At 63.0% G+C, this 25,145-nt stretch carries 30 protein-coding genes; 7 read left to right on the plus strand and 23 right to left on the minus strand.

What is annotated here, in order from left to right; genetic code table 11:
- Nucleotides 1-15: 15 nt before the first annotated feature.
- From RM192_RS14130 to RM192_RS14175, 10 genes are all read right to left on the minus strand, one after another.
- Nucleotides 16-2,130 carry a PQQ-dependent dehydrogenase, methanol/ethanol family gene (locus tag RM192_RS14130; protein WP_311508196.1) on the minus strand — a complete coding sequence of 705 codons (2,115 nt, stop codon included), beginning with the start codon at nt 2,128-2,130 and terminating at the stop codon, nt 16-18.
- Between the two features lie 37 nt (nt 2,131-2,167).
- Nucleotides 2,168-3,733 (minus strand): AMP-binding protein, encoded by a 1,566-nt coding sequence (locus RM192_RS14135; protein WP_311508197.1) that lies wholly within the window; start codon nt 3,731-3,733, stop codon nt 2,168-2,170.
- Between the two features lie 3 nt (nt 3,734-3,736).
- Nucleotides 3,737-4,522 (minus strand): glutathione binding-like protein, encoded by a 786-nt coding sequence (locus RM192_RS14140; protein ID WP_311508198.1) that lies wholly within the window; start codon nt 4,520-4,522, stop codon nt 3,737-3,739.
- Nucleotides 4,519-5,289, minus strand: coding sequence for a glutathione S-transferase family protein (locus RM192_RS14145; protein WP_311508199.1), 771 nt, complete (start codon nt 5,287-5,289; stop codon nt 4,519-4,521). Before RM192_RS14145 ends, RM192_RS14140 begins: the two co-directional genes overlap by 4 nt.
- A 245-nt stretch (nt 5,290-5,534) precedes the next feature.
- Nucleotides 5,535-5,903, minus strand: a complete 369-nt coding sequence (locus tag RM192_RS14150) for a hypothetical protein (protein WP_311508200.1) — start codon at nt 5,901-5,903, stop codon at nt 5,535-5,537.
- A complete protein-coding gene (locus tag RM192_RS14155) occupies nt 5,903-6,325 on the minus strand; it encodes a cytochrome c (protein WP_311508201.1) in 423 nt (140 codons plus the stop codon). The genes RM192_RS14150 and RM192_RS14155 overlap by 1 nt, the downstream gene beginning before the upstream one ends.
- Entirely contained in the window at nt 6,322-7,899 is a 1,578-nt protein-coding gene (locus RM192_RS14160) for an FAD-binding oxidoreductase (RefSeq protein WP_311508202.1), read from the minus strand. The genes RM192_RS14155 and RM192_RS14160 overlap by 4 nt, the downstream gene beginning before the upstream one ends.
- Nucleotides 7,900-7,973: 74 nt before the next feature.
- On the minus strand, nt 7,974-8,471 hold the full coding sequence (locus tag RM192_RS14165; protein WP_311508203.1) for a DUF3237 domain-containing protein: 498 nt from the start codon (nt 8,469-8,471) through the stop codon (nt 7,974-7,976).
- An 8-nt stretch (nt 8,472-8,479) separates the two neighbouring features.
- On the minus strand, nt 8,480-10,660 hold the full coding sequence (locus RM192_RS14170; RefSeq protein ID WP_311508204.1) for a PQQ-dependent dehydrogenase, methanol/ethanol family: 2,181 nt from the start codon (nt 10,658-10,660) through the stop codon (nt 8,480-8,482).
- Nucleotides 10,660-11,517, minus strand: coding sequence for a hypothetical protein (locus RM192_RS14175; protein WP_311508205.1), 858 nt, complete (start codon nt 11,515-11,517; stop codon nt 10,660-10,662). The genes RM192_RS14170 and RM192_RS14175 overlap by 1 nt, the downstream gene beginning before the upstream one ends.
- A gap of 92 nt (nt 11,518-11,609) precedes the next feature.
- On the opposite strand from RM192_RS14175, the gene RM192_RS14180 reads away from it, so the two are divergent.
- From RM192_RS14180 to RM192_RS14190, 3 genes are read left to right on the plus strand one after another with little or no spacing between them, the layout of a single operon-like run.
- Complete coding sequence (locus tag RM192_RS14180) at nt 11,610-11,999, plus strand: nuclear transport factor 2 family protein (RefSeq protein WP_311508206.1); 390 nt, start codon at nt 11,610-11,612, stop codon at nt 11,997-11,999.
- 14 nt (nt 12,000-12,013) lie between these two features.
- Nucleotides 12,014-12,466, plus strand: coding sequence for a nuclear transport factor 2 family protein (locus RM192_RS14185; RefSeq protein WP_311508207.1), 453 nt, complete (start codon nt 12,014-12,016; stop codon nt 12,464-12,466).
- Nucleotides 12,467-12,470: 4 nt separating this feature from the next.
- The gene (locus tag RM192_RS14190) at nt 12,471-13,211 is read left to right on the plus strand and encodes an SDR family oxidoreductase (RefSeq protein WP_311508208.1); all 741 of its coding nucleotides are present in this window, start codon (nt 12,471-12,473) and stop codon (nt 13,209-13,211) included.
- On the opposite strand, the gene RM192_RS14195 is transcribed toward RM192_RS14190, so the two are convergent.
- From RM192_RS14195 to RM192_RS14240, 10 genes are all read right to left on the minus strand, one after another.
- Nucleotides 13,212-13,421: a hypothetical protein gene (locus RM192_RS14195; protein ID WP_311508209.1), complete on the minus strand. Its 210-nt coding sequence runs from the start codon at nt 13,419-13,421 to the stop codon at nt 13,212-13,214.
- 113 nt (nt 13,422-13,534) lie between these two features.
- Nucleotides 13,535-13,894, minus strand: a complete 360-nt coding sequence (locus RM192_RS14200; protein ID WP_311508210.1) for a hypothetical protein — start codon at nt 13,892-13,894, stop codon at nt 13,535-13,537.
- A gap of 45 nt (nt 13,895-13,939) precedes the next feature.
- Complete coding sequence (locus tag RM192_RS14205) at nt 13,940-14,854, minus strand: class II glutamine amidotransferase (protein WP_311508211.1); 915 nt, start codon at nt 14,852-14,854, stop codon at nt 13,940-13,942.
- Nucleotides 14,854-15,816, minus strand: a complete 963-nt coding sequence (locus tag RM192_RS14210; protein WP_311508212.1) for a cyclic nucleotide-binding domain-containing protein — start codon at nt 15,814-15,816, stop codon at nt 14,854-14,856. The genes RM192_RS14205 and RM192_RS14210 overlap by 1 nt, the downstream gene beginning before the upstream one ends.
- A 94-nt stretch (nt 15,817-15,910) precedes the next feature.
- Nucleotides 15,911-16,351 carry an SRPBCC domain-containing protein gene (locus tag RM192_RS14215; RefSeq protein ID WP_311508213.1) on the minus strand — a complete coding sequence of 147 codons (441 nt, stop codon included), beginning with the start codon at nt 16,349-16,351 and terminating at the stop codon, nt 15,911-15,913.
- 11 nt (nt 16,352-16,362) lie between these two features.
- A complete protein-coding gene (locus tag RM192_RS14220; RefSeq protein ID WP_311508214.1) occupies nt 16,363-17,037 on the minus strand; it encodes a glutathione S-transferase family protein in 675 nt (224 codons plus the stop codon).
- A complete protein-coding gene (locus RM192_RS14225; RefSeq protein ID WP_311508215.1) occupies nt 17,037-17,531 on the minus strand; it encodes a VOC family protein in 495 nt (164 codons plus the stop codon). The genes RM192_RS14220 and RM192_RS14225 overlap by 1 nt, the downstream gene beginning before the upstream one ends.
- Before the next feature lies 1 nt (nt 17,532).
- On the minus strand, nt 17,533-18,324 hold the full coding sequence (locus tag RM192_RS14230) for a VOC family protein (RefSeq protein WP_311508216.1): 792 nt from the start codon (nt 18,322-18,324) through the stop codon (nt 17,533-17,535).
- Complete coding sequence (locus tag RM192_RS14235) at nt 18,321-18,686, minus strand: DUF1428 domain-containing protein (RefSeq protein ID WP_311508218.1); 366 nt, start codon at nt 18,684-18,686, stop codon at nt 18,321-18,323. Before RM192_RS14235 ends, RM192_RS14230 begins: the two co-directional genes overlap by 4 nt.
- A gap of 143 nt (nt 18,687-18,829) precedes the next feature.
- Nucleotides 18,830-19,477, minus strand: a complete 648-nt coding sequence (locus RM192_RS14240) for a glutathione S-transferase family protein (RefSeq protein ID WP_311508219.1) — start codon at nt 19,475-19,477, stop codon at nt 18,830-18,832.
- Nucleotides 19,478-19,556: 79 nt separating this feature from the next.
- Between RM192_RS14240 and cobS the strand changes: the two genes are divergently transcribed.
- Nucleotides 19,557-20,537: a cobaltochelatase subunit CobS gene (gene cobS, locus RM192_RS14245; protein ID WP_311508220.1), complete on the plus strand. Its 981-nt coding sequence runs from the start codon at nt 19,557-19,559 to the stop codon at nt 20,535-20,537.
- A gap of 124 nt (nt 20,538-20,661) precedes the next feature.
- Here cobS and RM192_RS14250 read toward each other — a convergent pair whose 3' ends face one another.
- The 3 genes from RM192_RS14250 to fmt all read right to left on the minus strand — a co-directional run bounded on the left by RM192_RS14250 (nt 20,662) and on the right by fmt (nt 23,537).
- Nucleotides 20,662-21,777, minus strand: a complete 1,116-nt coding sequence (locus RM192_RS14250; RefSeq protein ID WP_311508221.1) for a zinc-binding dehydrogenase — start codon at nt 21,775-21,777, stop codon at nt 20,662-20,664.
- A 1-nt stretch (nt 21,778) separates the two neighbouring features.
- A complete protein-coding gene (gene truA, locus RM192_RS14255; RefSeq protein WP_311508222.1) occupies nt 21,779-22,531 on the minus strand; it encodes a tRNA pseudouridine(38-40) synthase TruA in 753 nt (250 codons plus the stop codon).
- 100 nt (nt 22,532-22,631) lie between these two features.
- Nucleotides 22,632-23,537, minus strand: a complete 906-nt coding sequence (gene fmt / locus RM192_RS14260) for a methionyl-tRNA formyltransferase (protein ID WP_311508223.1) — start codon at nt 23,535-23,537, stop codon at nt 22,632-22,634.
- A gap of 51 nt (nt 23,538-23,588) precedes the next feature.
- On the opposite strand from fmt, the gene recR reads away from it, so the two are divergent.
- The 3 genes from recR (at nt 23,589) to def (ending at nt 25,113) form a co-directional block, all read left to right on the plus strand.
- Nucleotides 23,589-24,185, plus strand: a complete 597-nt coding sequence (gene recR, locus RM192_RS14265) for a recombination mediator RecR (RefSeq protein WP_311508224.1) — start codon at nt 23,589-23,591, stop codon at nt 24,183-24,185.
- Nucleotides 24,182-24,418: a hypothetical protein gene (locus RM192_RS14270; protein WP_311508225.1), complete on the plus strand. Its 237-nt coding sequence runs from the start codon at nt 24,182-24,184 to the stop codon at nt 24,416-24,418. The genes recR and RM192_RS14270 overlap by 4 nt, the downstream gene beginning before the upstream one ends.
- A 128-nt stretch (nt 24,419-24,546) precedes the next feature.
- Nucleotides 24,547-25,113: a peptide deformylase gene (gene def, locus RM192_RS14275; RefSeq protein ID WP_311508226.1), complete on the plus strand. Its 567-nt coding sequence runs from the start codon at nt 24,547-24,549 to the stop codon at nt 25,111-25,113.
- Nucleotides 25,114-25,145 lie beyond the last annotated feature (32 nt).

Here is a 25,145-nt window from a genome sequence, read left to right on the forward strand (position 1 = left end):
TGATATAGCAATCTTTCAGCGCGCTTCCAGTGCCTTGTCTTCGTTGGCGCGCTTGATCAGGTAGTGGCGGATATTGTCGGCGTCCTCAGGCTTCAGCGCTGACTTGAACGAGACCATCCCGTTGTGCTGGAGCGCGCCATCGATCACCACCGAACGGATTGCTTCAGGGGCGTTGAGCGCAGCCGAATGGCGCAAATCGGGGTTCACGCCGCCTGCGACCGCCGCATCACCGTGGCAGACGTTGCAGTAGCGGCCATAGAGTTCGCCGCCTGCGGCAACCTGCTGCGGCGTGCCGGTGAGCGGCGGAGGATCGAGCACCATCTTCACCATGGCAGGAGCGTCGGGCAGCTTGGTCTTGCCACCGAGCTTGAACACGACGAGTCGGCTGATGTTGCGCTGCTTCTTCGCCTTGTGGGCAAGCACGCCGGTTGCAACGTCCCAGACGCCGCCCCAGCCGACCAGAACCGCGACGTATTGTTCACCGCCGATCGCATATGTCATCGGTGGCGCAATCACGCCCGACTGGACCGGGAAGGACCAGAGTTGCTTGCCCTTGTCGGCAGTATAGGCCGCGAAGTTGCCTTCGGCGTTGCCCTGGAACACGACATTGCCTGCGGTCGACAGAATGCCGCCATTCCACGGGCTGATCTGGCTGACGCGCCACGCTTCCTTCTTGGCCACAGGATCCCACGCAATCAGGGCACCGGTAGTGGCTTTCAGTGCACCCTCGCGCGCGTTCTTGTCAGCAGGCATCGAAAGCTGGAAGCCGTCCAGACCGGTCTGGAAGCCGATGTCAGTTGCCTTCCAGTCCTTTGCCGCGAGATATGGATAGCCCGCCTGATTGACCGGAATATACAGGAGGCCCGTCTTGGGGCTGAAGCTCTGTGCTTGCCACGAGTGGGCGCCGGCAGCGCCCGGAACCGAGATGAACGGCTTGCCGGTCTTCTCGTAGCGGGCTTCGGGATTGACCGTGGGACGGCCGGTTTTCGGGTCCATCGCGGTTGCCCAGTTGACCGCGGTGAATGCCGTTGCCGAAAGGAACTGGCCGGTCTTGGCATCGAGGATGTAGACGTGGCCGTTCTTCGGGGCGTGAAGCGCGACGTGGCGCAGCTGACCGTCGATGGTCAGATCCGCCAGCGTGATCTGCGCATTGGAATCGAAGTCCCAGCGGTCTTCGGGCGTTTCCTGGTAGTGCCAGGCATATTCGCCGGTATCCGCGTTCACCGCGACAATCGACGACGTATAGAGCGTGTCGCCTTCGCGTGCCGTCGGGGCCGGGTTCCACGGCTCGGCATTGCCGGTACCGAACAGGACGAGGTTGGTGACCGGATCATACGTGATCGAATCCCAGACGGTGCCACCACCGCCCAGTTCCCACCACTTGCCCGTCCAGGTCTTGGCGGCGTTTTCCATGGCCTTGTTTTCAAAGCCATCGGCCGGATTGCCGGGGACGGTGTGGAACTTCCACACTTCGTTGCCGGTCTTCACGTCATAGGCGGCAAGGTATCCGCGCGCCTTGTATTCCGAACCGCCACTGCCGAGCAGCACCTTGCCCTTCACCACACGCGGCGCACCGGTGATGGTATAGTCCTGCTGGTTGGGCACTACGACCTTGGACCACTGGACCTTGCCGGTCTTCTGGTCGAGCGCGACAAGACGGCCATCGAGCGTGCCGACGAAAACACTGTCACCGTACAGTGCGACGCCGCGGTTGACCGCATCGCAGCAGGCGCGGACCAGGGTTTCACGTGGGACTTCCGGATCGTAGGACCACTTGAGTGCCCCGGTCTTTGCGTCGAACGCCTTGACCATCGACCAGGCGGTGGAAACATAGAGCGTGCCGTCATGCATCAGCGGCGTCGCTTCCTGGCCACGCGCGGTTTCCAGATCGTGGAACCACGCAAGGCCAAGTTGCCCGGCGTTGGTATCGTTGACCTGAGTCAGCGGCGAGAAGCGCTGCTCGCCATAGTCACGACCATAGCTCAGCCATTCACCCTCAGGTGCCTGGGTGATGAGCGCGTCAGTGACGCCGGACGAAGCAGCGACAACCTCCGTGCCGCTGTCACTTTTGATGTTGCACGCCGCCAGTGGCAGCAGTGCGACGAACAACGGCACCAATTTCAACCGCATATCTTTAAACCCTCTCACCACCGTCCGGTTCGCCGGATCAGTTGACCATTCTTTGTGCATCGCCCCAGTATTTGGTGCGAAGCGCCTTCTTGTCCATCTTGCCCGCTGCGGTCCGCGGAATCGAGTCTACAAATTCAACTGATTTGGGTGCCTTCACGCTGCCGAGGCGATCCTTGGTGTGCGCGATGATCTCGGGCCCGGTGATTCCATCGGCCACGACCACGGCGTGAACTTGTTCACCCCACTTCTCGTGCGGGATGCCAAACACGCAAGCTTCACGAACCTGGGCCAGTTCCGTGACAGCAGCTTCGACTTCAGCCGTGAAGACGTTGAAACCACCCGAAACGACCATGTCCTTCTTGCGGTCGACGATATAGAGGTAACCATCCTTGTCGAGCTTGCCAACGTCACCGGTATGATGCCAGCCAAATTGGCGGATTTCGGCGGTTTCCTCGGGCTTTTCGAAGTAGGAATGAGTCACCAGTGGACCGCGCACGCAGATTTCGCCAGCCTCGCCCAATGGCACCTGATTGCCGTCATCATCCAGCAGCGCAACCTTGATCGACCGGGTCGGCTTGCCGCACGACGCCAGCTTCTCCGGAGCTTCCTTCGCAAAGCGTGCGACGTCCTCGGGCGGGAACCACGCCACGATCATCGGGCATTCGACCTGCCCATACGACTGACACATCGCCGGGCCGAAGATTTCAACCGCCTGGCGCAGTTTTTCAGGGCTGCAGGGCGAACCGACGAGAATGAATATCTTGAGCGACGAATAATCGTGATTGCCGATCTCGGGCGATGCCAAGAGCTGGTACATCGCCGTCGGCGGCAGATACATGTGGGTGACCTTGTATTCGTCGATCGTCCGCAACACGTCCTCGGCGTCAAAGCCGGGCAGGATCACTTGCGTCGCGCCAAGGCTCAACGTCGAAAGCGCGATCGGACCAGCCGCATGCGTGATCGGCGCGGACACCAATGCAACGGGATTGTCGGTGCGCCCACCCATGCCGTCGGCAGCGGTTTCGATCATCGTGCCCCAGCCGAGATTGGTGACATTAGCGCCCTTCGACGGGCCGGTGGTGCCGCCGGTAGGGAAGATGCCGACCATATCCATCAGGTTGCCGAAAGCATCGACTTCAGGTTCAGCGAAATCGACTTCGGTCACCCCAGCCATGAACTCCTCAAGGCTCGGGTCGTCGCCCATGCGCTTGTCAAGGCAGACGAAGTGCTGAAGTGTTGGGCACAGCGCCTTGAGCTGCGCCACTTCGTCAGCCTTGGAAGAATGGTAGACCATCCACTTCAGGCGCACGTAGTTGATATAGGCGGCGTTGGCGTCAATCGCATTGCGCGTGTTTACCGGGATCCATTTGCCGTTGGCGCGCCACATCGCGAGCAGAACGACGAGCAACATGCCGTCATTGGGACCATAGAGACCAAGCAGTTCCTGATTTTCGAAACCGTTCTTCTGGAATGCTGCCGCAATCCGTTCTGACAGAGCCTTGGTCTCGGCAAACGTCAGCTTCAGGCCTGTCGCCGTATCGACGATGGCCAGGCGCTGCGGGTCCCGGTCGTGGCCGCGGTCAAAATAGTCGATGGCGCGCATGTATTATCCCCAACGGTTGATTTCTGGCCCCGGCACCCAGGCACGGAGCGGTTCGGAAACGGTGGCGCGAGCAAGCGCCGCTGCCACGGACGGCCGCGCGGCAACGCGGTCCAGCCATGCAGCGGTACGCCCTGCCTCGGCAAAAAAGTCGGCGCGCAGCAGACGCATGCCCGCGAGCCAAGAGAAGGTTACCAGATCGGCGATGGAAAACGTCCCCATCAGCCAGTCCCGTCCATCGGCAAGCTTCGTCTCGCAGCGTTCGATGGTGGCCGAAACCTTTGCTTCGCTGTCAGCGACTTGCGCCGCGTCGATGGTGTCATCGTGCAGCGCCTGCCAGCGCTCGCGCAAGTCGTCCGAAACGATGCGCGTGGTCAGGTCAGCGAAGGCATCTGCCGGGATGGCAGAGATGGCGACCTGCGAACTGGCAAGATTGCCGAGTAACGCCGCTGCGGGCGACAGGCGCTCCGTGATCTGGCGGCACCACATCATCATTTCCCAATGCGCATAGGCATCGCTTGGTTGAAGGCCCGCGCCGCCTGCTGCTTCGTCGAAATACTGCGCAAGAAAAACGGATTCAGTCATCGCCTCACCGTCAATCACCAGCACCGGGCCTTCACCCTCGACGCCAAGGTCGAGCGCGATGGCTTCGGTTACGCCAGGCAGCGAATGCCGTTCTCCTGCGAGCAGATCGATCGGGCGGCACTCCAGCACCAGTCCCGATTCCTCGAGCGCGGCCAGAACGGTGAGCGAGGCGCCATTGGGCTGCCCGTGATATAGGATCGCACTCATTCTTCGATCTCCGCCATGATCAGTCCGTAGCGGCTGGCAAGGTCCGTCTTGCCCATTGCCCACGTCTTCCTGACCGCCTCGCGCGTATAGACACGCTTCAACCAGCGCATGATGTTCGGGGTCTTGTCCTTGCCCGCAAGATCGGGCTGCGACATCGGCAGCGAGTAGGTGCTGTTGAAGATATTGATGTCAGCCAGCGTGTACTGGTTCGACCCGACATAGGGCCGTTTGCCCAGCTCCTCTTCCAGCTTGGCAATGCCGAGGCCGACACGGCGGCGGCTTTCGGCCATCTCGGCGGCCGAAAAATCGCCATTGATCGCCTTGCGCCATGCCACACGGCGTTCGGGCATCGGGATGCGGTCAATCGCGGCGGCCAGTTCATCAGGATCGCGTTGACGCACCATCGGGCCGACGAACACGCTCCACCCGATCATCGAGAAGCTGGGCCCGAGCCACTGATCCATGAACTTCATCCACCAGCGCACGCGCCAGCTGTCCTGCGGATCGCCTGGCATCAGGTCCGGCCCGTCGAACTGCTCGTTCACGTATTCCATGATCGCGGTGCTTTCCGTGAGCACGCGGCCATTATGGGTCATCGCCGGGATGGTGCCCTGCGGGTTGATCGCAAGGTATTCGGGCTTGTGCTGATCGAACTGCAGCATGTCGGTGTAGCGGCTGACAAAGGGCACACCCTTCTCCATCAGCGCAAGCATCGGCTTGCCTGAATTGGCGTTGGGTTCCCAATGATAGAGCGTAACTTCGTCCATGCGTCCGTTTGCCTCTCTCCCGATTCCGGTCGCGCCGGAATTTGTTAGTGTTACATACTAAATCAGCGGGAGCGCGGGTCAAGCCCACATGCCTGAGATTCTGTCATTGCGTGCTTGCAGCACTAGATGTGATTGCGCACCGCGCGCGCAAAGCGTGTTTCACCATGTGGAACGCTTAGACATGGAAAAAGGGGCACGTTCCCATCTGGAAACGTGCCCCTCGGGTCAGGCAAAGCTGCGGCGGATTACCGTGCAGCCATTGTCCAGCGGAAAAGATGCGTCCGACCGGAGAGCGGGGCAGCCGCGCGTACTTCTTCCAAGAGGCGCAGTCCCTGCTCCTCCAGAGCGCCTCGCACGGCGGTCCAGTCGCTCCATCGCGTAAGCCCGGTCACGCGTTGCGGATTGCCGAGAGCGCGCCATGTAGCTTCTGTGCCGTCCGCGAGATCAAGACGGCGCAAGCCCGCCTGCGTCGCAGCAAACGCGACGGATTCGGCAATGCGGCTGTCGAAGATCACCAGCGGCAGCCGCTGCGCCTCCATCGCCAGCGCGGGCATTGCGAGCGTCGATCCGGCCAGTGCACCGCCCTTGAGCACTCCGCGCCTCGAAACCCGCATCAACCGGCCTTCCCGAGATACTTGGCGACAGCGTCCAATTCCGCGTCGGTCACATCGACCTTGGTCTGTTGCGGCATCGCGCCCTTGCCCATTCGGACGACAGTCTTGACGTAATCGGCAGTCAGGTCATCGCGGTTGGCAAGCAGGCCCTTTTCCGGCGGATTGCCCGCCATCATCTGCTGTTTGGTCAGCAGGTTAGTGCCCATGCCCCCGGCCAGGTGGCAATAGCCGCAATGGACCTCGAACAGCACCTTGCCATCACCGCCCGGCTTGAGGCGATCACCGGCAGGCGCTACCGGACGCATCTGATACGGCGGAGGCGGACCGGGAGGCGGACCTGCCATGACCCCACCGGGAGCCTGGGCGACGGCGGCGGTGGCTGCTGCCAGTGCCGCGGCGGCGATCACGAGTGCGCGCTTCATGCCTTTTTCCCTCCGCGCGCGGCCTTGTAGGCTGCGGGCCAGATGCCTTGCTTGCCCGGCGCGATGATCCCGTTGGGATCGAGCGCGTCCTTCACCTTCTCGCCAAAGCGGCGCAGCGCGTTGTCGTTGAAATCGAAGGTGTCCATCACCGGGTCCATCCAGCCAAGGTGCGTGCGATATTCCGCGTAGCCTGCCTTGGCCGTGTCCTTGATCAGGGCATCGAACAGCAAGCGCATCTTCTTGACCTGCGCGTCATCGTCGCGGTCATACATCAGCATGTTGACGTTATTGGCAAAGCGCCCGCCGATGGTGAAGCTGGCGTAGAAGTCCACGTCGAAATCGGCGATGATCTTGCGGCTGCGTGCCATCTGCTCAAGCACGTGCTTGCCCGTGGCGGGAACGACCGGCGAAAAGCCCATGTGCGCCCCGCGCCCGCCGATCCAGTCGGACATCTGCAGCGGCACTGCCGACGGAATGCCCATCGTGGTGTCCACGCCGTGGATGTAGTCGCCGGGGTGCCACCAGTTCTCGGCAGGCGCTGCATCGAGATGCCGCTTCATCGCCGCCTTGACCACTTCGGCCTTGGCCTTGACCACGCTTTCCTCGCCATAGAGGCGCAGCGCAACCTGCCAGTAGCCAAGCTTGTACTGCTTGAGCAACTCGTTCACCCGCCATTCCGGTATAGCCGACGGCTTGTCCCAGAAATCGCGGCGCTGGCCCTTGAGCACCATCTTGCCCAACCAGCTCGGGATGAACACGTTCTGGTCGATCAGCCCGGAAATCTTGAGCGGCGCAATCGTATCGATCACCCAGGCAATGTCGTCGACCTGCGGGATATCCCACACCAGTTCGAGCGAGCTTTCCGGCGCAGGCTGGAGCCAAAGTCCGGCCTTGGTCACGATGCCGAGATTCGATTGCGAAAACGCAAGATCGAACGTCGGGCCATAGCTCATCGGGAAAAGATGCCAGGCGGGGTTGTCCTTCATCGCGCCCATGCCGGTGCGCAACAGGTCACCATCCGGCAACACCGCCTCGATCCCGCAAAGGTTGCGTGCGTGAAGGCCGTAGGAGGTATAGCCGATGCCATGCTCAAGCGCGTTGCCGAGGACCGAGCCCCAGGCATTGCCCGGCACGCTCATCCACAAAGGCGCCTTTTCGCGCTGGATCTGTTCGTGGAGATCGAAGAACCCGACGCCCGGCTCGACCACGCAATAGGCCAGCTTGTGATCGAGTTCGAGGACCTTGTTCATGCGCCCAAGGTCCATGACCACGGAGCCTTCCATGCGCGGTGCGGCGGTGCCGTAGCCAAGGTTCTTGCCGCGCGACACCGGCCAGAGCGGGATTTTGTGCTCGTTGGCAAGGCGCACGACGGCGCGCACTTCCTCGACCGAGGCAGGCGCGACCGCAGCGGACGCCGGCCATTCTTCGGTCGGACCGGGGGCATACGTGTCGGCATAGGCGTCACGGTCGGCGTCGGTATCCATGACCCATTCCTTGCCGACGACACCCGCGAAGGCGGTCATGGCGGACTGGAACTGTTTCGGGCTGACGCGCGGGGGCAGATGCAGCTTCACCGGTCAAACTCTCCCGTTTATATTTCTAACAATTGTTATCATTATGCCGCGCCTGAACCACGCGGTCAAGACTGTCACGTCAGCGCGTAATACTTCACGTAATTGCCGTCGGGCTTGCGCTCGCCCACGCCGATGAAAACGTGCCGGGTCAACCAGTCGTGCTTGCCGCTGCTGGTCTCGAAGCTGGGCTGTGCGCGCAAGTAGTATTCCGCGTGCGGAACCGGCTCCCCGCCGGCAAAGGCCCAGTTGCGCAAGCGGTCCATCGTGCCCGGCTCGCGTCCCCACAGGAAGCCTTTGTTCTGCATGTAGATCAGCGTGCCATCGTCAACCTCGAGCATGTAGCGCGCGTCGAACACGGCAGTGTCATCCGGGCGGAAGAAAGCATAGTCGCCGCCCGAATTGGGCACAGCCCTGCCCTTCAGGCGCGGTCCTTCGAACTCGCCGCTGTCGACGTAAACCGCGCTGCGCATCCCGCCCGAAGGCAGATCAGGCACCATCTGCACCCGCGTGAATTGCAACCGGCAGGAAAATGCGAATTCGAGGCGGGGATTGTCGAGCGTGGAGAAGTCCATGAAGTGCCTCAGTAATTCGAGAGAATGGTCAGGCTTGGCCCGTCGAGCGGCTTTCCGGCCTTGCGTTTGTCCTGCTCGTCCGCCCGGGTCTTGCCCTGCAGGTCGATCAGGTAGGCATGGATCGCGTCGGCATCTTCGCCGGAAAGAATGTCGTCCCAGCGCGGCATGCCGTTCGGCGTAAGCAGGCCCTCAAGCACGATCTGGTTGAAAGCCTCATGCGTTGCGGGCTGCATCCGGCGCAGATCTGGCGTGATCGAGCGTGGCTGGTTGGCATGGCAGATCGCGCAATTGCCGAAGAACAGGCCCTGCCCGCGCGCGATGGTGGCTGCGGTAACGCCGGGGGCCTGTGCAGGCGCTTCGGGCGCGACTTCGAGCGGCGGCAGCAGGTCCGGCACCGTCACCGCGCCGCCGCCAAGCTTGAACACCAGAAGCCGGTTCATGTTGCCGCGCGTGTAGGCAGCGGAATAGCGCGGCACGAACGGATAGCCGCCCCCGCCCCACCCTGCCATGACCGCTACATATTGCACGCCGCGCACGGTATAGGTCATAGGCGCCGCCATGATCGGAGTTCCGGTATCGATCTCCTTGAGCAGCTTGCCCGTCTTCGTCTCGCGCACGAACAGCTTGCCGGTAACGCTGCCATGGATGGTCAGCCCACTGGCCGTCGTCAGCACCCCGGCGCGGTCCTGCCAGCCGGCGGTGTCTACTGCCCAGACCGTCTTGCCTGTGAGCGGATCAAGCGCGCGGATCTGCGTGGTCGCAGGATTGCGCTTCGCTTCCGCAAAGGCCGGAAGCTTGCGGACGGCATCGCCAACTTCGGGCGGGAGCGTCGGCAAGGCGGCTTCGACATCGGGCGTGAAGATCAGCACCGCATCGTTGTTGAGCGCACGCGCGCGGGCCGGCTTCTGGCCGGGCGACATGAACATCAGATTGCCCATGTCGAGCACGGCGCCAATGTAGAGGCCGGTAGCCGGATCGTAACTGGCCGGGTGCCAGTTGCGGGCGCCGGGTGTGCCGGGGAAGATGATCTTCGGCCCGGTCGTGTAATCCGCGACCTCTGGATCGAGGATCGGGCGCCCGGTCCCCGGATCGATGCCCTTGGCCCAGTTCACCCGCACGATTGGATTGGCGCGCAGCAGTTTGCCATCGCGCCGGTCGAGGATGTAGAGATAGCCATTCTTGGGCGCGTGGAGAATGACCGGGCGGTCCTCGCCATCGATCGCCATATGCGTGAGGATCATCGGCTGGACGGCAGTGAAGTCCCAGTTGTCGCCGGGCGTTTCCTGATAGTGCCACTTCATCCGGCCCGTCTTGGGATCGAGCGCGACAAGGCTGGCGAGGTAGAGGTTGTCGCCGCCCGATGGCGACCGCTTCGAGGTGGCGTATGGCCCGCCATTGCCGGTGCCTACCAGCACCAGCCCGGTTTCGGGATCGTAGTTGATCGCATCCCACGGGGAACCGCCTCCGCCGATGTCCCAGCGGCTGTTCGGGTCCCACGTTTTCAGTGCGGCTTCGAGTTCTGGTGTTTCCTGCGGTCCAAGCTTGGGGTCATGCGGGATCACATGCCAGCGCCAGCGCAGCTTTCCGGTTTCCAGATCGAGCGCGGTGACATAGCCGCGCACATCGTATTCCGCGCCGCCCATGCCGATGACGACAACATCGCCCGCCACTTCGGGCGCGCCGGTGGAATTGTCGCCCTTGCGGCGGTCTTCGATGAAGTCGGATTTCCACACGACCGTGCCGGTCCTGGCATCAAGCGCGTACATCCAGCCGTCGAGCGCGGCGACAAAGACCTTGCCGTGCGCCACGGCTACACCGCGATTGACCATGTCGCAGCAGACCGTGCGGTTAACCTGCATGTCGACGTCAGGCTCGAACCGCCAGAGCTCCTTGCCGGTCGCGGCATCGAAAGCATAGGCGCGGCCCGCCGTGCCCGATGTGTAGAGCACGCCGTCGATGACGACCGGCGTTGCCTCCTGCCCGCGCGTGGTGGCGAGATCCACCGCCCAGGCGAGGCCGAGCCGCCCAACGTTATCCGCGTTGATTGCGGTCAGCCGCGAGTGATGCGTCTTGCCAGCGTCCCCGCCGGGGCTGGTCCATTGGCTGCCCGCGCCCTGTTGAAGCGCAGTCGCGCCGCCAAGCGAGCAGGCGGCAAGCCCGAGAAAGAGGGACGCAAGCAGCTTGCGCATCACAGCGAATCCCATGGGCTGGGCATGCGGTAGGGCACGGTGATGAAGTTCGCCTCGATCTGTTCGATCATGCCGTCGTCGATCTTGAACAGTTCCGCGATGTAGAAGCTGTGCGGGCGCAGGACCGGACTTTTTACGGTGCGGCCATCGGTCAGCTGATATTCGCGCAACCGGCCCGAATGATCGATGAAGCCGAAGGCGAGGACGAGGCCGCGCTCTTCGTCCACCAGCGGAAAACGCCGTGCGCGCAGGTCATCGTCATAGCGGTAGTTGCCCATGCGGAACTGCTCTTCGCAGCCGAGCGCGGAGACGGGCACGATCTTGGCAAATTCTGGATTGCGCGTGGTCTGCACGCCATTCTCGACGCGGTTGCAGTCGGGATGGAACCTGGTGTGGATGGTGCCGTCATTGCGCTGGAGCGTGTCGAAGTAGCCATCCGAAAGGCGCACCATTTCGTCGCGGCTGGCGGGCGTAACGGGTTCGCGGTGCAGGATCGGCTTGTCCCAGTAGCGGCAGTTCTCGAACTTGATCCCGCTGTCGGACTGGCGGACAATCAGCATCTCGCATTCCGCAATCTGGCCTGCAGCATTCACGCCAAGGCGCAGCGTGAACGCCGATTCCTCGATCGGCTCGATCACCGTGCCGAAGTAGCCGACCTGTCCGGTTTTCTCGTCAGCGAAGCGCAGCTGATACTCGCCCAAGCGGTCGATCGTGCCCCACACGCCGTCCCCGATTTCAAGCATGACATTGTTTTCGCTGTGATGCGCAGCCGGTGCCCAATCGAGCGAATGGGGATCGCGCGTGTTCAGCGCGGCCAGGAAACGGTCGAGCACGGCGTAAAGCTCAGCGCGGGTCATCATATCTCCCAATCCATGAAAATGAGGCTTTGACGGCCTTCTTGACCCAAGGCATACCTTACCAATTGTTATAAATAAAGGGGAGAGCGACAATGGCCCGCACAGTGGAAGAACAGGCCACTCACGACCTCGTGATCGAGATGTATAACAAGGTCCTCATCGCGATGGATAGCGGCGCGGTTGATCGTTACATCGCGCCCGAATACGTGCAGCATAGTTCGCTCGCCGAACCCTCGGTCGCTGCACTCAAAGGCTTTCTTGACCGCGTGATAGTCGAATCGCCGGACGCCCGTCAGACCATCCACCGCAGCTTCGTCGATGGCGATCACGTGATCGTCCACACCCATGTCGAACGCTGGCCGGGCGACGCAGGCCTTGCCGTGGTCGACATATTCCGTTGCGCGAACGGGATGATCGTCGAACACTGGGACGTGATCCAGGACGTGCCGGAAAAGCCGGTAAACCCGAACAGCATGTTTTAAAGGGAGAGACACAGATGCGCCTGATTTCTGCAGCGATTGCCCTTGCGCTCACTACCACCGCTGCTCACGCCGAAAAGTGCAAGCTTTCGCCCAAGCAGGTCGTCAGCGAGTTCATGGATGAATTCTACATCCAGAAGAAGGTGCGGCCCGCGTTCGAAAAGTGGGTCGATCCAGGCTATATCCAGCACAACCCTTATGCCGCAACGGGCCGCGACGCCGCGATTGCTTTCCTCGAACCGTTCGTGGCGAACAACCCCACGCAGAAGACCACGATCCACCGCATTATTGCCGACGGCAATATCGTAGCGGTGCACAGCCACGGCTGGAACGAGACGGGCGATGCTGCGGCCAAGCGCGGGTTCGCCGTGGTCGACATCTTCCGCGTCGAAGGCTGCAAGGTGATGGAGCACTGGGACGTACTTTCGCCCGTGCCCGAGACATCCGCCAACACCAACACGATGTTCTGAGGCGATGCGGTTCGACAACAAGTGCGTGGCGATCCTTGGCGGCAACGCCGGGATCGGCCGCGCCGCCGCGCGCATGTTCGCTGCCGAGGGCGCGAAACTCGCCGTCACCGGGCGCAATGCCGAAACCTTGCGCGAAGTCGCCGAGGAACTCGACGCGCTCTGCATTCGCTCGGACATGGCAGACCTTGACCAGACCGCACGGGCGCTGGCCGAGATCGAAGACGTGATGGGCGGCATCGACGTGCTGTTCGTCAATGCAGGCGTTGGCGGCTTTGCCATGGTGCCCGATGTCACGCCTGAGTTCTGGGACAACATCCACAGCGTCAACTTGCGCGGCGCGTTCTTTGCCATCCAGCAAGCGCTGCCGTTGATGCGCGATGGCGGATCGATTGTTATCACCGGCTCGATCGGATCGGTGGCGGCGGTGCCCGGCAATGTCGCCTATGCTGCCGCAAAGGCAGGCCTTCGAGCAATGGCGCGGATTGTCGGCAAGGAACTCCTGCCGCGCCGCATCCGCGTCAACATGGTCAGCCCCGGCCCGACCGACACCGAAATCTTCAAGCGCGATGCCAGCGCCGAGGAGATTCAGGGGATGCGCGACATGCTCTCGTCGGTCGTCCCTATCGGACGCATGGGCACGGCTGAAGAAGTGGCGCGTGCCGTGCTGTTCCTTGCCAGCGAGGAAGCCAGCTTCATCAATGGCGTGGACTTAAGCGTCGATGGCGGGTGCATCGAACTGGGCTGATTATTGTTGCGGCCCTGCGCTGGCCTGGCCTGCCAGGGTGGTGCCGCTCTTGTCCGGCAGGGTCCAAATGATCAGGTTCATGATCATCACCCCCGCCAGTGTCAGCATCAGGGCCGGACGCTTGCGCTCTCCGCGGCGAAGCAGAAACGCCGCGCCGCCCACCAGGGCGATGGCGGCAAGCATCATCAGGGAGAGCGCAGCGTCCAGCATTGGTTGCCTTTGGAAGACGGCACCGGCCCGCTCCCCCGGCCCGGCCACCCGACAGTGTATCTTATGGGTGGCCGGGCCGGGGGAGCGGGCCGGTGCCGCAAACCGTGTGCGCGTTAGCCGCCGAACAGGCCCTTGGCCATACCGGCAATGTCATTGATCGGATTGCCGTCGCCATCCTTGTCGAGGAAGCCCGCAACCTTCTGCAAGGCGTCAGGGTGCTGGCCGAGCATCGAAGCAAAGCTGCCGAGCGCGCCCTCGCCGCCGATGTGACCGACGATTTCCTGAAGCTTCGACGCATCGAGGCCGGTGTTGGCGGCGGCAGTTTCGATTGTATCGCCCTTCGACTGGTGACCGGCGGCGAGCGCGGCAATCGCGCTTTCGGCCTGATCGGGATCGATGCCGACCTTGGCTGCGAGATTCTTGACGTCGACGTTGCTGGCGACCTGGCCAAGGATCGAATCGAACAGGCTCATGGAAATGTCCCCTTTCAAAGGAGCGGGGACGATAGCACCCGGCGGTCAGACTTCCAGCGCATGTATCTCCGCTCTGCGACGCAATCCCTCGCGGCGGACAAGAAGCGCCGAGTATTCAGGCACTTCGATCCATGTGGCAAAATCGCGGGTCAGCGGTTCGGAGGCGACTATCACGCTATCGGCTCCCGCCGCCCCGCCTGTCAGCTTCCATTCGCCATCGTGCAAGCCATAGTCGCGGCCGAAGGTGTACCACATGGAGAGGTAGTCGGTGGTGCCCTGCAATTGCCCGGCATCGAACCTGCCGAAGTCGAACGTGAAGCGCACAGCAACAAGGTTCACCCCATCGCAAAACATCAGGTTGGCCGAGCTTGACCGGGTGATGCCGTGGCGTTCGCGGACTTCACGCAGGATACTCAGCGCCCGGCGGATCGCGGCGAGAATGGCGTCGGGTTCGTTGATGACCGCCGGATCGGCCAGCGCCGAGACGACTAGCGCATAGATCCATTCACTGTCGGTCGATCCTTGGATCTGGCGAGCAAATTCGGGCCGGATATAGGCCGCCAGATCGAAGCGCATGTCACGAAAACCCGCCAGATCGCCGTTGTGGGCCATGGACAGCGGCAGTCCTTCGAAGCGAAACGGGTGGCAGTTCTGATCGTTGACCTGAACTGCCGAATTGTAGGGCACGCCCCGGATATGCGCGAGCAGCGCCGATGGCTGCAGCTTGGCCGCCAGTGCCTTGAGATTGCGGTCGAACAACGCGACTTGCGTGGTGCGATAACGGAACGGCGCCTGCGGATCGTGGCTCGCTTCGTCCCATGCCGCCATGCCGAACCCGGCAAGGTTCAGCATGTGCAACATCTGTGCCCCGATGGTCTGGTTGAGCAGCGAGGAATCCGGTGCGTAGAGCAGGTTTTCGAGCAGGACCGGGGAGCCGAGATAGCTGAGGATGCGGCACATCAGGCAGTCTCCCCGGCATGGTTGAAGCGGGTGAGCGCGAGCGACCGTCCAAGGTGCCGGTTGGCTTTGCGCTGGTCCTGCACCAACTGGCGTCCCATCGCCGCGTGGAGCGCTGGCAGCCACGGCGGCGCGTCACGCTCAAGCCAGGCGAGCGCCGCCTTGGGCAAGTGCAGCAGCAGCGAATCCTCCGCTGCAGTGACCAGCAACGGCTGGCCGCGTCCATCGCTATGTCCGGTGAGGCCCACGAAGCAGCCCGGCCCGAATACGAAGACCTGCTCCTGCATCGCGCCCCGGATCACTCCCGCCCGCACCGCACCGCGCAGAACCAGATGCAATCCGTCCTGTGCCTCACCCGGCTCGGCCACGGTCCCGCCCGCAGCGATGGTATGCAGATGTCCTTGTGCAGAAACTTCCGCTGCACCGGCAAGCCGCGACAAACCGCGTAGTAGCACCGCCACGTCGCCCTTGGCGGCCACGGGCTTGGGTCCGGCATGAAGCTGGCGCAAGGCCCCAGGATCGAACATGCCTTCGGCCACGACCCGCCCCAGCGTGGCGCGGGTGCGTGATGCCACGAGCCGGCGCAGCGCCATGCCAAGCCGCAGCGCCCAAGGCGTGCCATCGGCAAGCAGGGCCAGAAACCGGCCACGCGACACGGCAATGCCCGACGTATCCTCCAGCGCCCGGACATGGGCAGAGCGGGGGCCATCGTCGAGCAGTGCAAATTCGCCCACCATCTCGCCCGGACGGATCGTGGACATGACCGCCGCTTCATCACCCGGCAGGCGCGTGGCAATCTCCAGGACCCCGCGCTCGACCAGATAGAGCGCGCCCGGCGCATCGCCCTGACGAAACAGGGTTTCACCCTCGGCCACGGCGAATGCGGCGGCGTGCGCGCTCAGTGCGTTCCATTCATCCGTATCGAAGCCCGCCAGTTGTGGCGCGTTTCGCCATACATCTCCCATCGCCGCTCTCCGTGCCGAAGACAGGCGACCCGTTTATCCGAAAAGCCTTCTGCGGACTTCACGCGGGCAAGATTGCGCTTCGGGGATGCCAGCGTCAATCGGCTTCGCAGAGCGCCTTCAACTGATCGGCACACGCGCCCCAGCCTTCCTCGAACCCCATCTCTGCGTGCTGGCGCATGGTCTCTTCGGTCCAGTGCCGCGCGCTCGCCGTGTAGCGCGTGCCATCACCTTCGGGTGCGATTTCCCAGATGCCGATCATGAACGGCCCTGCGGGCATCAGATCGACCGTCACCGCATCGGTCGCGGCAAAGCCGTGCCCTTCGTGCCACGCAAGATAGATGCCGTCCTGCGGCACTTCTTCGCCATTGGGACCATGCATGATCATCGCGCTGCGGCCACCGGGGCGGCGGTCTTGCTCGACAATGGTGATATACCACGGTTTCGGGCACCACCATTCGGTCTGGCGGTTGACCAGGACATCCCAGACCTTGGCGGGGGGAGCGGCGATATAGCGGTTGATCGACAATTCGTTCATGGGAGATCCTCTCAATCCCGGTCGGGCGCACCCAACGGAAAATAGGCGCGGAATGGCCGCGCGTCATCAACACAGCGCACCACCGCAGGCAAGGCGAGCAATTCGGCGCGCAAAGCCCGCAAACGCTCGTATTCCAGCCCGATCGGCTCGATCCAGTCGGCATAGAACAGACTTGGCGCGGCAGCACAGGTGACGATGCTGACATGGGGCGGCAAACGGTTATCGACCAGCCAGCGCTCCAGCCAGGCATATGCCTGACGCAGCCGCGCCTTGCCTGCAGCGATCTCGTTCGCGTCCGGCGTGTCGCGTAAGCCAAGCTCGGGTTTGTCCCGGCTGATGAAGTGGGCCGAGACAACACGCTGCATGTTGGCCATCACATAGTTGTCGAACACCCGGTCCAGCATCCGCGCCACCACCGCCTCTGCCGGGTCTGCCGGGATCAGCGGTGCGCTGCCGGGATGATGCACCGCCAGATGCTCGACGATGGACGTTGCCTCGATCACCACCGCATCGCCGTCTTCCAGCACGGGAATATGCCCTCCGGGATGGACCTTGCCGGGGAGTTGCTCAGACATCGGCTTGCCGCCATCGGTGACCATGAACTCGAAAGCGGTGCCGTTGGCATAAAGCGGGATCAGCGCCTTCCAAGTGTAGGATGAGAACGGATGTCCGTGCAGTCTCAGCATCAGCCGTCTCCCCGCGCTGCCGCCTCGATCGTTGCAATGTCGATCTTGCGCATCGTCATCATCGCTTCGAACACGCGCTTGCGCACGGCGGGATCAGGGTCTGCCATCCCGGAACTCAGCGCGCGCGGGGTGATCTGCCACGACAGGCCCCACTTGTCCTTGCACCACCCGCAAGCGCTTTCCTCGCCGCCATTGCCAACGATTGCGTCCCAGTAGCGGTCGGTTTCTTCCTGCGTGTCGGTGGCGACCTGAAACGAGAACGCCTGCGTGTGCGGAAAATTCGGCCCGCCATTCAGCCCGATGCACTTGGCACCAAGCACGGTGAACTCGACCGTGAGGACAACACCTTCGCTGCCGCCCGGAAAATCCGACGGGGCACGCATGACCGCATCGACACTGCTGCTCGCAAACGTTCGTGCATAGAATTGCGCGGCTTCTTCGGCATCGCCATTGTACCACAGGCACAAGGTGAGCGGCGCTATCAGGCTGGCCATGTCACTCTCCCTTGGGACCGACGACGCCGAATGTGGCGCCTTGCGGATCGGTGGCGACGACAATCCAGTCGCCACCCGGCACTTCATGCGGCCCCATCATCACGGTGCCGCCTGCCTGCTCGATCGCGGCCTTCGCCGCCGTCACCGAAGCCACGCCGAAGTAGATCAACCACGCTGGCGTGCGCGCCGGGCCCATGATCGGCATGACCGCACCAAGCGCCACGCCGTCAAAATCGATGAAGGCATAATCGCCTGCCTCGCCCATCGGCATCACATTGTTGAATTCAAAGCCGAAGTGCCTTGCGTAGAAGGCTTTCGCGGCAATCGCATCGCTGGTCGCCAGTTCGTTCCAGTGCGCGTGGCCGACGCCATCGGCCTTGAACGCCTCGCTGCGGGCATCGGGCTCGTTCTCGGGCGGGCGCGGCTGCATCACATAGAGCGGCGCGCCTTGCGCATCGGCGATCATGGCAAAGCTGCCCTGTGGGATATCGGTGCGCGGCATGATCGTGCGCGCGCCGTCTGCCAACATTGCCGAAAGCGCTTCATCGATGTCCGGGACAGCAAGGTAGGGCAGCCAGCAGGGCCGCGCGCCGCGGTCCTGCATCGCTGCGGTCAAGCCCAGCACGCCGCCGATCATCGCACCATCGGCTGCCTCGACCATGCGATAATTCATCGCTGAACCCGCTTGCTCCGGATGCACCGTCCAACCGGTAACGGCATGATAGAAGCCGGAAGCCGCATCGGCGTCGCTGGTCATCAGTTCGTACCAGCAGAACGGCACCTGATTGCTCATTTGTCCGCGCCCAGCGAGAGAAAGGTGGTGAACCCGCCAACAATCATCCGTGCGCCGTCGAACGGCATTTCCGCCGGCATCTCGTCCTGCGGGAACGACGTCTTCATCCATTCGTGCGCTGTGTCGCGCGTGGCCTTGTCGGGCCACTCGACCCAGCTGAACACGATCGTTTCTTCGGCGGTGGCTTCGGTGGCGCGATAGAAGTCGGTGCGCTTGCCGTGGGCAACATCATCCCCCCAGGCCTCGACCACCCGCAGCGCGCCGCGATCGATCATCATCGAATCGAACTTGCGGCACATCTCTTCATACTTTTCGCGATTGGCAGTGGGAACAGCCAGAACGAATCCGTCTATATAGGTCATGCCGTCCTCTCCTCTCCGTTGGCCTTGCCAATCAGCATTGCAAAACAGCGGCGCAATCGTGCAATCTGTCCCCACGCGGGCGAATCCGCGCCGCTTCTGCGTCAGGCCGCACCAACAGAGCGACCGGGTGTGTGCCGTGGCTATCACATCGCCATGATGCGCTCGGCAATCGGCTCCTCGATTTCCGCAACTGCCATCCACGCGGGCCGCGCCGTAACGCGCGCGTACCACGCGGCCGTCGCCGGACGAGCGCCTGCGTCGACACCATGCCCGACATAGGCCAGCGTCCGGAATATCGAGGCCACGGCAATGTCGCCCAGGCTGAAAGTGTCTCCCAGCAGCCAGCCCTGCACCGGTACGACCGACTCGAACCATTCGGTCCAGCGCGGCAGCTCGGCCTCACCCTGCAAGGCGACGGCCTCGTCACCACCGACCCGGAGCAGCTTCGGCCCCACCAGCCGGTTGAACAGAACCTTGAGGCCCGATGCGGCCAGCACCGTATCGGCAAACTCGTCCCAGAACACAGCCTTGCCGCGCAATTGCGGATCGTCAGGGATCAGGCGTTGCTGCGGGTACTGCGCGTCGAGATAGACCGCGATGGCCGTCGAATCGGCAAGTGTGAAGCCGCCGTCATCGATTGCCGGAATCTTGCCCAGCGGGCTGCACGCAAGAAATTCCGCATCGGTGCTGCCGGGGCCGCCGCGCGCCATCTGATAGGCTATGCCCTTTTCGGAGAGCGTAACCGCGATCTTGCGGACGAATGGCGAAAGCAGTGCGCCGTAGAGCTTCAACGAATTTCTCCCATTCTATCGGACAGGTGCCCTGAAACCTTATTGCAGCCTCGCGCGCGCCCGTATAGGCGGGGCAGCGATGAGCGACATACCGAACAACCACGCGACGACCGTGCTCGCCGCACCTGACACGCAGATCGATGTCCGCGAGACTTTCGGCATCGACATCGACATGAAAGTCCCCGCGTTTTCGCGCGCGGACGAGCGCGTGCCCGATATCGACACCACTTATGTGTTTGATCCGGACACCACCCTGGCGATCCTTGCAGGCTTTGCCTACAACCGCCGCGTGATGGTTCAGGGCTATCACGGCACGGGCAAATCGACGCACATCGAGCAGGTTGCCGCGCGCCTCAACTGGCCATGCATCCGCATCAACCTCGACGCGCATATCAGCCGCATCGACCTTGTCGGGCGTGACGCGATCGTGCTGCGCGATGGCCTTCAGGTCACCGAATTCCGCGAAGGCCTGCTGCCATGGGCGCTGCAGACGCCGACCGCGCTGGTGTTCGACGAATACGACGCGGGCCGCCCGGACGTGATGTTCGTGATCCAGCGCGTGCTGGAAACCGAAGGCAAGCTCACGCTGCTCGACCAGAACCGCGTGATCCGCCCGAACCCCTACTTCCGCCTGTTCGCCACCGCCAACACGGTCGGCCTTGGCGATACTTCGGGTCTCTATCACGGCACGCAGGCGATCAATCAGGGCCAGATGGACCGCTGGAATCTCGTCGTTGCGCTCAACTATCTGGCCGAATCGACCGAGGTCGAGATCGTGTCCAAAAAGATGCCAGAGCTCGATCCGAAGATCGTGACCGACATGGTGCGCGTGGCCAACCTGACGCGTCAGGGCTTTGTGGGTGGTGATATCTCTACCGTGATGAGCCCGCGGACGGTCATCAGTTGGGCGCAGAACAGCAAGATCTTTGGCGACATCGGTTTCGCTTTCCGCCTCTCGTTCCTCAACAAGTGCGACGAGACGGAGCGGGTGCTGGTCGCAGAATACTACCAGCGCGTATTCGGCAAGGACCTGCCCGAGAGCGTCGCGCACAGGGGGTAAGCCTGAGCGTGAAGTGCTGATATTTCAAAGGCCCCTGCGTTTGCGGGGGCCTTTTCATTTTATGGCAAGGTCGCAAGCCCCTCCCGCTTGCGGGAGGGGTTGGGGATGGGCAATGCGCTACGTGTTACCCATTCGGCGTGATCAGATACTTCTCGCCCGTCCGCCGCGCATTGTAGTCCGTTGCAGCCTCACGGGTCAGCGCCTGTTCCAGCGTGACGTGCGCCTTGTAGCTGCTTGCAAACGTCGTGGTCAGTTCTGCCAGCACGCGGCTGCGCATCTTCGCCGCGATTTCCGCGCCAAGCTTGCCGAGCCACGGAGTCAGCAGCCAGCCCGAAACGTCCCAGACGAACCCGAAATTGCGGGTCAGGACGGTGGGTGAAAGGTCCAGCGCGCCATAGACGAAGGCGTGCTTCGGGGCATTGGACCCATAGCGGCTGTAGGCAGCGCCCGAGTTCGATACCTGCTCCATCACCGTCAGGATCTGGCTGACCAGCTTGCCGCCGCCGATGGCATCGAACGCCATGGTCGCCTTGGTCGCGTCGATTGCAATGGCCAGATCGGCGAGAAAGCTGTCCTTCGAGCTGTCGACGACATGCTCGGCGCCAATGCCCTTCAGGATTGCCACTTGCGCCTCGCTGCGCACGATGTTCACCAGCGGAATGCCATCGGCCTGACAGATCTTCACCAGCATCTGCCCGAGGTTCGAAGCCGCCGCCGTATGCACCAGCGCCTTGTGCCCATGGTAGCGCATCGTCTCGGTGAAGCTGAGCGCGGTGAGCGGATTGACGAAAGCCGACGCCCCCTGCTCGGCGCTGATTTCATCGCCCAGTTCCATGCACATACGCGCATCCGCCACTGCGTGAGTCGCATACATTCCGCCGGGGAAGCAGGTGACGCGCTTGCCCATCAGGGCCTGCGCCTCAGGAGCCTCACCCGCCGCGACGACGGTGCCGGCGCCTTCGTTGCCAACCGGCATCGCCATACCGTGGCGCGCCTGCATCGCACGGACGGCGGGCTCGGGCATGCGCGCGACGATCTTGCCGGGCGTGAATGTGGCGCCTTCGATGTCGGCAGGGCCGAACAGCAGGCCAAGGTCGGACGGATTGATCGGCGCGGCCTCCACCCGGATCACCACTTGCGTGCCCGTCGGCGCTGGCACATCGAAACCTGCAAGCTCCACGGTGAGCGTACCGTCCGCATCGAGTTTCGACACGAGTTGCTGGCCGTGAAGCTGGGTCATCTTACTCTCCGGGGTAAAGGGCTTTTACAAAATACAGCCCATCAGGTGGGGCGTTCAGTCCCAGTTTGCAACGGTCTTTTGCCTCAAGAGCCTGGGCCAGATCGGCCTTGGACCACTGCCCCTGTCCGACCATCGCAAGACAACCGACCATCGAACGCACCTGATGATGCAGGAAGCTGCGCGCCGCCGCCTCGATGATCACGCATTCGCCCTCGCGTCGCACATCCAGCCGGTCGAGCGTCTTGATCGCGCTGGCCGACTGGCAATGCACCGAGCGGAACGTGGTGAAATCGTGGAGCCCGATCAGCGCCTGCGCGGCCTCGTGCATGGCATCTGCATCGAGCGGGCGGGAGATGCGCCAGGCCTTGCCTGCGTCGAGCGTCAGCGGCGCGCGGCGGTTGACGATCCGGTACTCATATGCGCGGCCCGTGCACGAAAACCGCGCATGCCAATCATCGCCGACCTCCACGCAATCGCGCACGGCCACGCTGTGCCCCGCCTTCATCAGATGCGCGTTGAGTGCGCCCGCCATGCGGAATGGATCGAACGCCCGCGACAGATCGAAGTGCGCGCGCATCCCCAGCGCATGAACACCCGCATCGGTGCGCCCGGCGGCATGAATCCGCACCTCCTCGCTGGTGACCCCAAACGCCGCTTCCTCGACCGCCTGCTGCACCGAGGGACTGTGCGCCTGGCGCTGGAATCCGGCATAGGGCGCACCGTTCCATTCAAGCGTGAGCGCGAAACGCGGCATCAGCGCGCATCCTTCGACTGGCTCAGGATGAACGGAGTTTCAGCAGGATCAATAAGCTCGACCCGTTCGTGCCGAGCCTGTCGAAGCACGCGCGCCGACATCAGCCCAACACCGTTCCAGCGGGAATTGCGCGCCCGCGCAACAGTGAAGCAGCATCCATCGCAGGCCGGCCAGCACGCTGGACCAGCGTTGGGCGGATTGCGCCAGTTCCACAGGCCACGGTCAGCGCTTCATCCAACGTGACGCCCGTAGCCCCCCCGTCCTCAACCCTGTCCGCCGCCAACACCCGGTACCGCTCGCCCTCAAGCTCGAAAAAGGCCCCCGGTACTGGCGCAAAAGCGCGGACCTGCCGCACAACGTCGACCGCCGAATGCGTGAAATCCAAACGGCTTTCCGCCTTCTCGATCTTGTGCGCATAAGTCACGCCTTCATCCGGCTGGACTAGCGCAGGGTATGCCGCAAGATCGGCCAGCACTTGCACCATCAGCGCAGCGCCCATTTCCGCCAGTTCGGTTGTGAGATCGCCCGCCGTCTTTCCCGAAACCGGTGTTTCAACCTTGGCCAGCATCGGCCCTGTATCGAGCCCGCGCTCCATCTGCATGATGGTGACCCCGGTCAGATCATCACCCGCCAGAATCGCGCGCTGCACCGGCGCGGCACCGCGCCAGCGCGGAAGGAGCGAACCGTGGACGTTGAGGCACCCCAGACGCGGCGCATCCAGCACCGCTTGCGGCAGGATCAGACCATAGGCGGCCACCACCGCCACATCGGCGTCCAAGGCCGCAAACGCCGCCTGTTCATCTCCGCCTTTCAGCGAAACCGGCGTGCGCACGTCGATGCCATGTGCTTCTGCCGCCAGTTGTACCGGCGAGGCCTGCAGCTTCTTGCCCCTGCCCGCCGGGCGCGGCGGCTGGCTATAGGCGGCGACCACCTCATGCCCGGCGGCCACCAGCGCTTCCAGCGTCGGCACCGCGAAATCGGGCGTTCCCATGAAGATGATGCGCATAAGCTGGAAAATGCCCTTCCGTTTGCCGCTCCCGCCCCTATCTGTGCTGCGATGGCATCGCAAGAGATCGAGGCATTATCGGGCGCATTGGCCCGCCTTCCGGGGTTGGGGCCGCGTTCGGCCCGGCGCGCGGTGTTGTGGCTGATCAAGCGTCGCGAAACCGCGCTGGAGCAATTGCTCAACGCACTGCGCCAGGTGCAGGAGCTGCTGGTCGAATGCGACATCTGCGGCAATGTCGATACCACCAACCCTTGCGGCATCTGCGCCGATCCGCGCCGTGATCTGCGCTCGATCTGCGTGGTCGAGGAAGTGGCGGACCTCTGGGCGCTCGATCGCGCGCGGCTGTTCACGGGCAAGTACCATGTGCTGGGCGGGCGGCTGTCGGCGCTCGAAGGCGTTCGCCCTGAGGACCTGACTATCGGCAAGCTGCTCGACCGCGTGGCCCAAGGCGGGGTGGACGAAGTGGTGCTGGCGATGAACGCCACGCTCGAAGGCCAAACCACCGCGCATTATATCGCCGAACGCCTCGAAGGTGCGACAGTTCGCGTTACCCAACTGGCCCACGGCCTTCCCGTCGGCGGTGAGCTAGATTATCTTGACGAAGGCACGCTGGCGCAGGCGCTACGCGCACGGCGGCCGGTCGGATGAAACTTTGGCACGTGTTTGTCGGCATGATTATCTTGGCTGCGGTGCCAGCACTGCTGATCGTAATGGTAGCGCTGGACCACAATCCGCAGGAAGAGTTCTACAGCCACGAAACTGGTGCCTTCACCCCAGATGTATTCATCCTCTTCGGAGCTTGGTGGCTAGTTTTTGCCTCACCTGTGCTGATCGGCGGCGCAATCTTTCGACTATCGGAGTGGCTCGGGAGCAGGAGATAACCCCACCCCCAACCCCTCCCGCATGCGGGAGGGGAGCGAGACTTGCGCTTTCGCAGAAAGCGTTAGTCGCAGCGGGGTGGGATTTTCTGGACCTTGCGACTCCGCCCCATCTCTCTTATCTGCCCACCATGGCCATTCTCGAAATCCTCGAAATCCCCGACCCGCGCCTGAAGCAGGTCTCCGTCCCCGTCGAAAAGTTCGACGACGAGCTGCGCACGCTCGTGTCTGACATGTTCGAGACGATGTACGATGCCCCCGGCATCGGCCTCGCCGCGATCCAGGTGGGCGTGCCGCTGCGCGTGCTGGTGATCGACCTTCAGCCCGAAGACCCGGACGCCGAGCCGGTCGCCTGCGATCATGACGGACACCATCACCACCATACGCCCACCAAGCGTGAGCCGCAGGTGTTTATCAATCCCGAGATCCTCGACCCTTCCGAAGAGCACACGCTCTATCAGGAAGGCTGCCTCTCGGTGCCCGAGATCTACGCCGAAGTCGAACGCCCCTCGCGCATCCGTGCGCGCTGGCAGGACTTGGACGGCACGGTGCACGAGCAGGACATGGACGGACTGATGTCCACCTGCCTGCAGCACGAAATGGATCACCTCGAAGGCATCCTGTTCATCGACCACCTGTCGCGCCTCAAGCGCAACATGGCGATCAAGAAGCTGGAAAAGCTGCGCAAGGTTGCTTGAGCATAACCGTCGCGAGTCGGTTGCAAGCCAAG

Source organism: Novosphingobium sp. MMS21-SN21R, from assembly GCF_031846015.1.
In the GTDB taxonomy this organism is placed as follows: Bacteria; Pseudomonadota; Alphaproteobacteria; order Sphingomonadales; family Sphingomonadaceae; genus Novosphingobium.